The sequence below is a fragment of the Flavobacterium sp. W22_SRS_FK3 genome (assembly GCF_052113665.1).
In the GTDB taxonomy this organism is placed as follows: domain Bacteria; phylum Bacteroidota; class Bacteroidia; order Flavobacteriales; family Flavobacteriaceae; genus Flavobacterium.
Genome location: NZ_JBGQOF010000024.1, coordinates 33,461 through 46,829, shown reverse-complemented (window position 1 = coordinate 46,829; position 13,369 = coordinate 33,461). Strand labels below are relative to the sequence as shown.

At 34.1% G+C, this 13,369-nt stretch carries 8 protein-coding genes and 1 pseudogene; 4 read left to right on the top strand and 5 right to left on the bottom strand.

Annotation, left to right across the window (positions count from 1 at the left end; genetic code table 11):
* The first annotated feature begins 252 nt into the window (after positions 1-252).
* Both ACEN2I_RS17615 and ACEN2I_RS17610 read left to right on the top strand, forming a co-directional pair.
* Positions 253-981, top strand: a complete 729-nt coding sequence (locus tag ACEN2I_RS17615) for a hypothetical protein (protein WP_441767415.1) — start codon at positions 253-255, stop codon at positions 979-981.
* A gap of 147 nt (positions 982-1,128) precedes the next feature.
* Positions 1,129-1,548, top strand: a complete 420-nt coding sequence (locus ACEN2I_RS17610; protein ID WP_441767414.1) for a hypothetical protein — start codon at positions 1,129-1,131, stop codon at positions 1,546-1,548.
* A 234-nt stretch (positions 1,549-1,782) separates the two neighbouring features.
* Here the strand turns inward: ACEN2I_RS17610 and ACEN2I_RS17605 are convergent.
* Positions 1,783-2,310 (bottom strand): annotated as a pseudogene (locus tag ACEN2I_RS17605) (HAD family hydrolase); the annotation flags it as partial.
* A 400-nt stretch (positions 2,311-2,710) separates the two neighbouring features.
* Between ACEN2I_RS17605 and ACEN2I_RS17600 the strand changes: the two are divergent.
* Both ACEN2I_RS17600 and ACEN2I_RS17595 read left to right on the top strand, forming a co-directional pair.
* Complete coding sequence (locus tag ACEN2I_RS17600; protein ID WP_441767413.1) at positions 2,711-4,207, top strand: MFS transporter; 1,497 nt, start codon at positions 2,711-2,713, stop codon at positions 4,205-4,207.
* Between the two features lie 10 nt (positions 4,208-4,217).
* The gene (locus tag ACEN2I_RS17595) at positions 4,218-4,442 is read left to right on the top strand and encodes a DUF6814 family protein (protein WP_441767412.1); all 225 of its coding nucleotides are present in this window, start codon (positions 4,218-4,220) and stop codon (positions 4,440-4,442) included.
* A gap of 296 nt (positions 4,443-4,738) precedes the next feature.
* Here ACEN2I_RS17595 and ACEN2I_RS17590 read toward each other — a convergent pair whose 3' ends face one another.
* The 4 genes from ACEN2I_RS17590 to ACEN2I_RS17575 all read right to left on the bottom strand — a co-directional run bounded on the left by ACEN2I_RS17590 (position 4,739) and on the right by ACEN2I_RS17575 (position 13,158).
* Positions 4,739-7,612 carry an alpha-amylase family glycosyl hydrolase gene (locus ACEN2I_RS17590; protein WP_441767411.1) on the bottom strand — a complete coding sequence of 958 codons (2,874 nt, stop codon included), beginning with the start codon at positions 7,610-7,612 and terminating at the stop codon, positions 4,739-4,741.
* Between the two features lie 73 nt (positions 7,613-7,685).
* Entirely contained in the window at positions 7,686-8,501 is an 816-nt protein-coding gene (locus tag ACEN2I_RS17585) for a SusE domain-containing protein (protein WP_441767410.1), read from the bottom strand.
* Positions 8,502-8,520: 19 nt separating this feature from the next.
* Positions 8,521-10,146, bottom strand: coding sequence for a RagB/SusD family nutrient uptake outer membrane protein (locus ACEN2I_RS17580; protein WP_441767409.1), 1,626 nt, complete (start codon positions 10,144-10,146; stop codon positions 8,521-8,523).
* A gap of 36 nt (positions 10,147-10,182) precedes the next feature.
* Positions 10,183-13,158 carry a SusC/RagA family TonB-linked outer membrane protein gene (locus ACEN2I_RS17575; RefSeq protein WP_441767408.1) on the bottom strand — a complete coding sequence of 992 codons (2,976 nt, stop codon included), beginning with the start codon at positions 13,156-13,158 and terminating at the stop codon, positions 10,183-10,185.
* Positions 13,159-13,369 lie beyond the last annotated feature (211 nt).

Sequence of the window (13,369 nt, the reverse complement as noted above, 5' to 3'; positions counted from 1 at the left end):
TAAAGATGTAGGGTTTCGCCTTCCTTTTTATAAGAAGTAAGTTCAAAGTAGTCTACTATTATCTCGGGTAATAATAACTTAAGAAGGTCGATAAAAGAATCTTGCATTAGGGGGGAATTTTAAAATACAAATATCTAGATTTTAATATTTCCCCACAACAATATGTCTTGATCCTTAGCATCTAGCTTTTCTATTTTTACTTTTGAAAAAACAGAAAAGATAATTTTTTTTTATAATCTAATCGCATTTAAAATGGCAATACCTAATCCAAAAGACTTTATCTATATTGTTGCAAAAGATATTCAGGAAATATTATTCAGCTTAAGAAATTTGGAAGCCGATTATTCTGACATAGTTAAGGTTTTGGAGACACAACAACTTTATTATTTCCATGATATAAGTCACAACGATTTTTATTTTCACGTTGGTATTCCTGATAAAAAATCAAAAGGAGCGCCTACGCTGTTTCCTACATATTTTAAACCGGACAGGCTTGATTCTGAAAGTACATTTTCAGGAGAAGCAAATAAAAATCAAATCGTAGAATATTTCTACGAATGGATTAGTATTGTAGCAGATTATAATTCTATTAGTTTTAATGAAGAAGAAATTTTTTCAGATTTTGTAATTATTGATGATGATGCTGAAACAAAACCCTTTGATAACCATCAACAAATTATTCTATATACCTTTTTAGAGACTACAGTTAATCTTTTAGAAGAGAAACATCCGAATAATAATAATGTAGAAGAGATCATCCAGGAAGCAAATTCACTTAAAAATGAAATCCCATTATTGACAAAAAGAATCGCATTTAAACGATTTTCCAAAGTTCTAGCGAAACTTAGAAAATTCAATCCCATTACATACAGAGATGTTTATGATGTAGCCAAAAAAGAAGTAATAAAACATCTTTTATTAAAAGGAGTGGAAACTTTACCAAAATTAGTTAATTCGATTACTACTTTTCTTGGAAGCTAAATTACTTGACATTCTCATCAAAATCTTTATTCTTTTAGATATTGGCCTTTTGCCGAAATCGAAAATTAATCCCAATATTTTTCATTCCTTGTTCCCTCGGGATGAAAAACTAGAAACAAAAGAAACTACTAATATTCGATTAGAAAAATGCAATTATCAAAACAGAGAAAAACAGAAATCATAATCTTTATTATTTTGATAATAATGGGTCTTTCATTTTATGTCAACTATAAAAATCTACACGTCAAGTTCTACAATAAAACAGGAGAAGATATTGATTCCTTGATTATCGCTGGAACTTTAATTGGAAATCTGAAAAATGGCAATTCAACAGAATATATTGATTTTAGAGAATTTGCTTTTGATAGTGGAATCCCATATGAACAAATGACTGGAATTGTTAAAAATAAAAAAATGTATCAACTCGACTGGAGCGATTGCGGTACAGATAGATATGAAGAATCTAAAGGATCATATGTTTTTGACTTGAAAAAAGAAATTGATGATGAAGGCAATATCTATTTGTATTTAGTTGAGCACAATAAAAAAATCTTCTGGGAAGAATAGTCAATCAAAACCAATATAAAACCTCCAGTTAAAAACTGAAGGCTATTCAAATTATGTTCCTTTATTTAATTGAGCTTATATTTCTTATATGGTTTAAAAATTTTAGCTGTTTAACAACTCCAAAATCTTATCCACATTCACTTCACTATAATCATTAATATAAAAACTACAAGGTGGCAATTGTTCTTTTGTATGCGTACTCAAAACGCCAACCACTTTCATTCCTGCATTTAATCCAGCTGTAACGCCCGAAAAAGAATCTTCGAAAACAACACAATCCGATGGAGCAACGCCAACACGTCTGGCAGATTCTAAATACACTTCCGGATTGGGTTTATGAAATTTTACGTCTTCGCTGGACATCATAGAATCCATTTTTTCATCTAGTTTCAGAAAATTGGCGATCAAATCCAAGTTCGCACGGGGCGCCGATGTGGCAACGGCAGTTTTAAATCCACGAGATTTCAATTCGTTTAAAAAATTCAAATAATGCGGAATCGTATCAACTTTGTCTTTATAGATTTCACGAAACATTCCTTCTTTTTCATCTTCCAGTTTTAGAAGTTCCTCTCCGGTAATGGGACGCTTAAAGAAATGCGTCATGATATAACCGTTATGTTTTCCGTACATATGTTCTTCAAACTCTTGTTCTGAATGAGGAATTTCATATTTATCGAAAAATGCCTCAAAAGCCTTTGCATGATGTGGATTGGTGTGGCAGATTACACCGTCCATATCGAAAATTACACATTGCTGTTTCATTATATTTTTTTGTTTTTTAACGGTGGCAAGATAGGACAATAAAGCGTTATTCCGTAGAGATCCTAAGAGGTTTTTATGGAGATTTGCGAAGATTTTTTGAATTTTGAAAAGACGGAGTGTAATTTTTTTCCCCATAGATTAAAGTGATTAGAAGAATTTCGTTTCACTCAGATTTTAAAAATTTTTTAAGCAGATTTGGGTCTATCAATCATAAAAAATAAATCTGCACGATTTTTTTGGAAATCTTTTCGTTAAACAAGCTTCCTTTAGTCTAAAGTGTAAAATAAACAATTAATGTGCTTTTGTTAAAAAAGTATCAGTTAAATAAATAAATATCTTTTATATTCGTAAAAAAATATTTTATTTATTTATTTATTACTAATTACATTATTTGCAGTTTATGAATAATACATCTACAAAAGGCATTTGGAAAGTGATTTCGGCCTCTTCTATGGGAACTATGATTGAATGGTATGATTTCTACATTTTTGGAAGTTTAGCCGTTGTAATTTCGACAAAATTTTTCCCCAGCGACAATCCTACCGCAGCATTTTTATCGACATTAGCGACTTTTGCTGCAGGATTTGTAGTTCGCCCTTTCGGAGCTTTATTTTTCGGAAGACTAGGAGATATTATTGGTCGTAAATATACTTTTATGGCTACCTTATTATTAATGGGTGGTTCTACTTTTTTGATAGGCTGTATTCCGAGTTATGAAACTATCGGTTTTTTTGCACCTTTATTGGTTTTGATTTTACGTTTATTACAGGGTCTTGCATTAGGCGGAGAATATGGAGGAGCAGCAACATATGTTGCCGAACATGCTCCTGCAGGGCAGCGTGGTTACTGGACTTCCTGGATTCAGACAACGGCGACAGTAGGACTGTTTATTTCGTTAATGGTAATTTTAGCTACTAAAAACATTCTTTCGGCTGAAGATTTTGATGCCTGGGGATGGCGTGTACCATTTTGGGTTTCAATAATAATGGTTGGTGTTTCGTATTTGATTCGAAAAAATATGGATGAGTCTCCGGAATTTGCAAAAGCAAAAAAGGAGGGAACTACTAGTAAAAGTCCGTTAAAAGAAAGTTTTGGAAATCGTTACAATTTAAAATTTGTACTTCTTGCTTTATTTGGAGCAACGATGGGGCAGGGGGTTGTTTGGTATACCGGACAATTTTACGCCATGAGTTTCATGAAAACCGTAATGAACATAGATTCCTCTCAAGTTGATAGTTTATTGGGAATTGCGCTATTGATAGGGACTCCATTTTTTATTGTATTTGGATGGCTAAGCGATAAAATTGGCCGTAAATATATTATGATGGGCGGAATGCTACTTGCAATTTTGCTTTACAGACCCATTTACAAAGGAATGTATACCACCACTGACACCAGTCTTAAAACTGAAATTACAGAAAAGACAAAAACTACAGTTGAATTAAATACCGCCAAAGATGCTGTTTATACTACTCATAAAGAATTTACAGACGGTACAGTTTTAATTGAAAAAAAGACGCATTTTACCGCTAAAAAATACGATCAGGTTACTTCATTAGTCATTATTAATTCTAGTGACAAATGGAGTTTGATTTTCTTTGTATTCATTCAGGTATTGTTTGTTACGATGGTTTACGGGCCAATTGCAGCCTTTTTGGTTGAAATGTTTCCGGTTAAAATTCGATATACTTCAATGTCATTGCCTTATCATGTTGGAAACGGAATTTTTGGCGGTTTGCTTCCTGCTATTTCTACTTATTTTGTAACGCATGCCAAAAGCTCCGGAAAAACCGATTTTTATCTCGACGGACTTTGGTATCCAATTGTAATTGCTTCGGTTTGTTTTGTAATTGGAATGATTTATATTGATAATAAAAATAAAAATACTCATCTTTAATCAGAAAAAAATGAATCTAATTAAAAAAATATTAGGCGTAGTGTGGATTTTATTTGCAATTGCTGCAGCTTATTTCTGCATTTTTGAATTTGGGTTACCAAAATTTTTATCAGACCAACAAGAGGATTTAGTATTTGGAATTATCATTCTGTTTATCCTGACGCCATTAATTGTATTGGGTCTGGGAACTTTTGGGTATTTTTCTTTAACTGGGGAATATGATAAAGAGGATTAATAAAAAAACAATCTGTCATCCTCAATTCGATTATTAATTTTTGAAGCAGAAAGATTAAGTATTTTCAGCAAGCATCGTCCCGCTTTTCGTTACAATCTTTTATGCCGAACCCCGGCACAAAAGGATTTTCACTTCAATCGGGGCTAACAGGAAACATTTTGTTTTTTTATAAACATTCAAAAAAATATTTTTCCATGGTTTAGTAAGTGAGTTAATGTTATAAATAAAAGGGCTGTCTTGGTTTAAAGACAGCCCTTTCGCATTCTAACTAACCTACCAAAATATAAATAGTGTGATTATTCTTTAATAAGTTTCACTACTTGTATTTTCCCATTAGCTTCTAATGCTTTTACAATATATAAACCCGATTTTAAATCGCTTACACCAAATTGAAAATCAGGATTTTCATTCGTTGTAAAACTTTTTACTATTTGACCGGTAATGGCATAAACTTCAACTTTTGCAGCAGCAACATTTAATGTGAAATAGTTTGAAACCGGATTTGGATATAAACTCACTGAAGTTCCTTTTTCAAAATCTTCAATGGCCAAATTCGCTTGTTTGTTTCCGTAAATTCTGAATTCTCCAGCCGGAATACTCATCACAGCATTCACATCGGTAACATTTATGGTGGTGTTGTCCATCAAATTGTACCAGGTTCCCGGATATGAAAAGCCTGTTGCTAAGTTTTGTGTCGTTACATTAAAGTTGGCTAAAATCAATACATCTTTGAGTTGACTTGAATCTAAGCTGCTATTTGTAATTTTAATATTTGCATACAAAGAACTTGCATTTGCCATTGTTGCAGTTCCTGAAAAAACCGGTTCTTTGGTTTTTAATGTGATCATTTTTGCCCAGTCATAATAAATTTTATTTCTGCCTGAATTTGTCAGCCAGTTTCCTGCCCACTGTGGTTGTGGTTTTGTGTCTAATTTACAATCTCCAGAAATGGTTGCCGAGGCGTCATTTACGGTTCCGTTATTACAAGTAAAAATAGAAGAATCCCAGCCTAAATCGCCAAAATGCCAAATCATTTTTGGTCCCGGAATTAATAATGAAACTGCTCCAATAGCCGATATTCTGGACAAAGCCGTGCTTAATGATTTTACATTGTGAGATGCATTTGCCGAATTTCCGTACTGGATATTTTTATACATCAGACGTTCTTCGTCATGACTTTCTGCATAACCCATCAAACGGTTTGAAGTAAAACCGCGACTTGAACTCGTCATTCTCGAAATATTACCCGTATATCCCATAGACAACTCATTATAAGCAGCGTTCATATTACCCCACATCATAATTCCTTTGCTTGGAGATTCGGTGATTTTATAATTTGCCCATTGCTGTTCTTCCAAATCAGTGCCTAAATGTTCGAAGATTGTATAATGAGTAGGATCTAAATTCCAAGAATAATCAGCATATGCTTTTAATACATCTACGCGGTCCTGCTGATAAGCATTCGTACAGGTTTCATCTGAAGCCGTGCAATTTTGAGTAAATCCTTTGGTTAAATCCCAACGAAAACCGTCAATTTTATATTCTTCAACCCATTGTTTGATTACGCGTTTAACATAATTCTGAGTCCTTGCAGATTGATGATTAAAATCTTCGCCAACGCTATAACTATGCATTGCAACTGTATTGAAATATGGGTTTTCTGTAGTTGGAGATCCAAAACCGTCTCCGTCAGGATCGTTCATCCACATTCTTACCATTGGATTTCTTCCGAAAGCATGATTTAAGGCCACATCCAGAATAACTGCAATTCCGTTTTGATGACACAAATCGATCAGTTCTTTCAACTTATCCGAACTTCCGTAAAATTTATCCAAAGCCATATGGAAAGAAGTATTATATCCCCAACTTTCGTTGCCTTCAAACTCCATTACAGGCATTAATTCGATAGCATTTATTTTAAGATTTTTAAAATAATCGATTCTGTCAATTAAACTTTGGTAATTTCTGGAAGCATCAAAATCGCGAACCAAAACTTCATAAACAACTAATTTATCTTTTTCAGGTTTTGTAAAATTGTTAACCTGCCAATTGTAAGGAGTCTGACCCGTTTTTAAAACGGTTACTTCAAAATTTTGTCCTGTTGGATAAACCGGCATATTCGGATAAGAAGCCGACGGAATTCCAGCATCATCATAAGGTGACAAAACCAAAGTTGAATACGGATCTGCCGTTTTTACCAATGAAGGCGAATTTGCAAGTGGCGTAGCATCAACCACCCAATATTGATACGTATTATTCTCGCCAGCAATCAAGCCTGATATTTCTAACCAAAATTTTCCTGAAGCAGGATCTTTTTTCATGGCATAGGCCGAAGTTGGATTCCAGTTATTAAAACTTCCGGCAACGTAAACAAAATCTTTTAATGGCGCATCCAGAACCAAAGTCGCTTTTGAAACATCTGCCGAGTTATAATTAATTCCGTCAATCAAACCCTGTTGCATTGCTTCAGAAACCGTATTCGGATTTACAACAACTGAAAACTTTTTAACTATTGTTGTTTCAGCCTGAACTATCGTTAATTCATAACTTTGATTAACCGTTATATTGGTATGATTAAATGAATAACTGGCTGTACTTGTATTTGTATTAATTGTGTTACCATTTGATTTCAAAACATAACTGGCTGCACCATTTGTATTTGTGGCAGTTATATTAAAATTTGAACCTGAAGTTATAATTGTTGTGCTATTTTCGGACGGTGTAGTTAACGTTGCCTGAAAAGTGCCTACTTCGACTAAAATATCCTGTGATTTTTTATCTCCTGTTCCGTCTTTTGTTTTAATAAGAAACCCTATTCTTCCAATCCCGGTTGCATTATAATACGTTGTTGGTGTTATAGTTTTGGTATAGGTATCTGTTCCTGTATTATAGGTAAAAATACTTGCCGGGCTTGAAGCTGTCCAGAAACCGTTGTCCGGATTTCCTTTTGAAGTAGTGTCATTAGTATCAAACGCCCATGCCCATAAATACAATTCGTGAGTTGAGGCAATTCCCCAGGTTGCTTCATTAATACTGCTTCCGTTTATGGTAATGGTAATGGCGTTTGTTTCTTCAAAAGTTACGGGACTTACTGAGTAGGTGATATTTTGCTGCTGAGCAAAAACAGGTATTGACACAAAAACGAATAGTGATAGTATAATTTTTTTCATAATGTGGTTGGGTTAGTTAGTATGATAAAAAAAGGCTATCATTAAGATAGCCCTTTCAGTATGTCATTAAAAATTAATCTAATGTTATTTTTTTTGCAGCGTTATCAATTGTTAGAACTCTTGATCCAGTTGGTCCTGTATATCTAAAATTGTGATCACCATCTGCATTATCTACTAATTCTGAATCGATAGTATAACCCAATCCTGAATAATAAGTATAGTTATGACTTGAATCCCAGTTACCATCACTTGTAAAATTGTTTCCTAAAAACTCTCTAAAAGCTTCACCGCTCTTAAGAACAATAGTTACCTGATAAATATTTGTTTTTCCAATGATTAAAGGAAATTCAGTTTCTGCATCACCAGCCCATGTCCATCCTCCTGGAGTAGCAGCTCCAACTAACCAGTGAGAACTTGCTAACGGTATGTGATAAGGAGTAGCTTTAATCGTAAAAAAGTTAGAATATTGAGGAAGACCACTGGCTCCTACAACAGACTTAATACGAATATCAACATCATTTACTTCTTTTTCAACAAAACCACCATTCACCAGTGCAGAATTTAATTCTTGTACAGTTAATTCTTTTGAAACTGCAGTAGTACTAGATACAGTAATTGGGCTGGCAAAATTAGTTCCCGTTTTTGCAATTTGAATTGTATAGTTTACAATTGTTTGAATTCCGTTATAAGTTGCTTTTTCCCACGTTACTGTTGTAGCAACTTCTTTCTCTGTTTCTTTTGAAAGTACAATACTAAAACCAGCTTGTGGTGTTACTAATACAGGTGCTATTTCTGTCTCAATAACCGGTCTGTTTTCTACATCATCAGCATTACATGAAACCATCCATACTCCAATAAATGCGATTAAAATTTTATATATATTTTTCATTTTAATATTTTATAAGATATTAGTATAATGGATTCTGCTTTAATGTTGGATTTGCCTGAATATTTCTTGCAGGAATTGGCATTAAATCTCGGTATGACTCTGTAGCATTACCGTTTACAGAACCTCCTTTCCATTGCCAGATTTTTGATCCGCCTGTAAATTTTCCAAAACGAATCAAATCAGTTCTTCGGTGACATTCCCAAAACAATTCTCTTCCTCTTTCATCCAAAATAAAATCAAGTGTTAACTCAGGAAGTGTAATTGTTTGGGCATTTGCTCTGTTTCTGATTTGGTTTATATAACCTAAAGCTGTATTTAGATTTCCTGTACTAGCCCCTCTAAGAGTTGCTTCGGCATACATCAAATAAGCATCTGTTAATCTAAACATAGGGAAATCGATATCCGGAATATCGTTTCTTTGAGCTGCAGAACCATCTGCATTTTTATTAATGTATTTTGTTACAGCATATCCATCTGTAAAAGTCCCTACATTATTAATGTCTTTAGATTGACCATTCGTATAGAATGTACCTCTTTTGTCTCCAGTTGCAGTTTCGTCTGGGAAAAGGTTCACAAACTCTCTACGGGTTCTGATTCCCTGCCATCCACCATCCATACCTCTGGAAGCGGCATCCATACTGCCTCCAATAGAAGCATGCATAATAAAACTCATTCCTCCACCTGTTGCTCTAATCGCATTTCCGTCTCCAACGATTGGGAAAATAAATTCAGACTGAGCTCCATTTCTATTATTATCTGCAGAGAATAAATAACGGTAAGGAACATTTGCAAAAGTATATCCTGAATTAATAACTTCACTACATAATGTCGCTGCATCATTATTTCTTTCTACACCCGTATATACTTTAGAATTTAAATAAATCTGTGCTAATAAAAATTTAGCAGCCGTTTTATCAACTCTTCCATATTCATTTTGTTTTGAAGGCGCTAAGCTATTGTCTAAGTCTTTCAATTCAGATTCTATAAAAGCAAAAACTTCTGCTCTTGATTTTTGTACCGGATAAAAGAAGCCGACAGGGTCGTTCTCTGTAGTAATTGGCACATTTCCAAATAAATCCATTAAGTTATAGTATGAAAAAGCTCTTAAGAAACGGGCCTCAGCTCTAAACGTAGCAATTTCAGCTTTCAAATTTGCATCAACATCTCTTGCATCAAGTTTTTCATCAGTAGTTTGTCTTAAAAATTCATTGGCAACACTAATATGATAGAATGCTCTGGAGAATGTTCCTTCTAAAAATTCATTAGCAGGAGCCCAGGTTTGACTGTTTAATGTTGGCAAAGTACCATCTGCCCAGGCAATAATTGCTTCATCTGTAGAAAACTCCTGTGTAACAAAAAGTAACCTTAGGTAACTGCTAAAGTCACCTCCAAGTCCTGCAATATCAGGGTTTTTCCCTGGTTGTGAAGCATCACCATCACCATCATTTCCTCCTACATACAAACCAGCGTATAATTTAGCCAATACTTGTTTGTAAGATGCCGGGTCCTGAAAAAAAGTTTCAGATAAAAATTCATCATCGTCTTTTGGGGTCACGTTTAAATCGTCCGTACACGATGTAAGCGTCATACTTAATCCTAAAACGAATAGGAAAAAATAAGATATATATTTAAATGATATTTTCATTTTGTTTGTTTTTAAATTTTTGATTTCAGTCTCTTATTAGAAATTCGCATTTACTCCAAACAAGAATGTTCTTGCTCTTGGATATACATTATTATCAATTCCGTTGAATTTTTCAGGATCTAAACCGTCATATTTTGTAAGAATGAAAATATTTTGAACACCGGCTGTAAATCTTAAAGAAGCAGCTTTTATGATTGTTTTGTCAAAAGTGTATCCAAGTGTAACATTATCTAATTTGATAAAAGAAGCATCTTTTACAAAGTAATCAGATAAATAACGTGATGTTCCATTATCTTCAAAAGTAAATCCGGTATTATAGTAATCTGAACTTACGTTAGATAAATCTGTTTGTCTTCTTAATCCGGCATCAGAGTAGCCTAAATTAGAACTTACGTTATCAAAAATTTTGTTTCCTAGACTTGCTCTCCAGTTCATTGTAAAATCAAAATTTTTGTAGTTTAGAGTAGAAAACAAACCGAAAGTATAGTCTGGTGCCGTTTTGCCTGCTCTGTAACGGTCACCCGCATCAATTTTGCCATCTCCGTTTCTATCAGCATACGCTCCTGCAATTGGTTTCTTGTTCGCATCATATAATTGCTCATAAACAAAGAAAGAATTTGGTGCATATCCTACCGAATTGATCAGGATTTTATTTCCATTTCCACCAGCAATATTATCTCCGGCTAAGTAACCTTGAAAACCTGGAACTGTAATTCCTAATTCAGAAATATTTTGATCAATGTAAGTGGTATTAAAAGCTACATTCCAAGTCAGATTATCATTTTTAACAATGTCAGAAGCAATACTAAACTCAACCCCTTTTGTTCTGACACTACCAATATTAAAGAAGCCCTGATTTCTAAGGTTAGCACCATCAGGAACAGCAATATCTGCTAATAAATCTGTTGATTTTTTATCAAAATAATTAATAGATCCTGTAATTCTATTGTTGAAGAATCCGTAATCAACACCCACGTTCATCTCCGCCAATTCTTCCCATTTGATATTTTCATTATATCCTTCTGGTCTCGCAGTGGCATAAATTGTATTGCCAAAAACATACTGAGAATTTATTGTTCCTATAGTTACTCTTCGTAAATAATCGTATTGAGCAGAAATATCCTGCTGACCTGTTGTACCATACCCAACTCTTAATTTTAGTGTTGAAAAAGTAGCATTATCTTTTAAGAAATCTTCTTCAGATACATTCCATGCAAAGGCACCTCCTGCAAAATTCCCCCATCTGTTATCTTCAGAGAAACGCGAAGTTCCGTCTCTTCTATAATTTAAAGTCAATAAATATCTGCTGTCAAACCCTAAATTCAAACGTCCAAAGAAAGATTGTAAATTAACATCCGGATCTGTGGCTACATCCTCATTAGGATTTGGCTGTCTTGTTTCACCAGATGAATATTTTTCTTTTTGAAACAATTGGTAGTTATAACCTGCTGTTGCATCAATTTTAAGTTTTCCTAAATCTTTAGTATAATTAAAATAAGCATTTAAGTTTTTGTTTTGAAGCATATCTGTGTAGCTGGAATAATTTCCTAAATTCACATAATCAGGATCACTAAATGCTTTTGGCTGATATCCTAAAGCACTTTGAGTACTTACTTCTGTATATCCACTACTGTCAAATCTATCAATACCTGCTTCTACAACAGCTCTTAAATCTTCAAAGAAATGAAGTTTATAATCTACTCTAACATTCCCCCATTTTCTGGTTGAAGTTGCTCTTCTTTCATCTTGGTTTAATCTTGCAACAGGATTTCTTGCCGGCAATAGTGGCAAATTTCCGGTGGGTTCTAACCATTCGAAATAACCTCCGTAACGGGAGCCTGCTTCATAAACGGGCTGCGTTGGATCAAATCCGATAGCGCTTCCAATAACTGCACCTTCGTCCTGAAATTGGTTTTTACCAAAAGATAAGTTTCCGCTAATGTCAATTTTTAAATGGTTATCTAATAAAACAGGATTTAACGATAACGATGTCGTAGTTCTTTCAAAAGATGTGTTTCTTAGAATTCCTGGGTTATCAACATTTCCAACAGATAATCTTACAGGAAGCTTGTTAAATAATGAACCACTAACAGAGAGATTATTGTTTGTTGTCAAGGCTGTATGGAAAATTTCATCTTGCCAGTTTGTATTTGCATTACCTAATAATGCTTGTTGAGCTGCAGTACCTTTTGTGTTTACCAATTCACGAAACTGATCTGCACTCATTACATCAACTGTATTAGCTACTGTATTAATGCCAACCTGAGAGCTGAAATTAACTTTTACACCACCTTTTGTCCCTTTTTTAGTTGTAATAACAATAACACCATTTGCTGCTCTGGATCCGTAGATTGCAGCGGCAGAAGCATCTTTAAGAACCGTAAAAGATTCAATATCATTAGGGTCAATTGTAGACAAGATGCTTGTAGAGCCACTTGGAACCGCATTACTTAACGGAAGACCATCTAATACAATTAAAGGCTCATTAGAAGCATTTAACGAAGATCCTCCACGGATTCTGATATCTGCTTTTGCTCCCGGAGCTCCTCCTCCAGTTACATTAACACCCGAAATACGGCCGCTAATTAAAGATTCTGGCGTTACGTTAATTCCTTTATTGAATTCTTTTGAAGAGATTTGAGAAACAGATCCGGTAGCATCTTTTTTCTTAACGGTACCGTAACCTACCTGAACCACAACTTCTTTAAGCTGGTTCGTGTCTTCTTCTAATGAAACGTTTATTGTTTTTTGTCCGTTATAATCAACGGTTGCGGTTTTGTATCCAATAAAAGAAACATTAATTTTGTTTCCGTTTTTTACATTAGACAGTTCAAAATTACCGTCAAAACCGGTAGATGTTCCTCCCGGAGCACCTTGCACATTAATATTTACTCCCGGAATTGGTTGTCCTGTCGCTTTATCGACAACTGTACCTTTTAAAGTGCTCTGAGCAAGCATCGCAAACGGCAACAGCAGGAATAAAAATAACAACTTTTTCGAAATTGTTTTCATACTTTTTGTTTAAATTAGTTTGAGTTAGTGATTGTTAGTTAAGCTTTTAATTTTACTTCGAATTTCAAAATTAGGAATTAATTAACATGCTCAACACAAGACACTTTTAATTGGTTTACGAAAACGTGGTAGTGTTGACAACTTTATATTTTATGTCGGTTTTTTAAGGATAAATTATCATTTTATAAAATTAAACATACCTTTATTATTA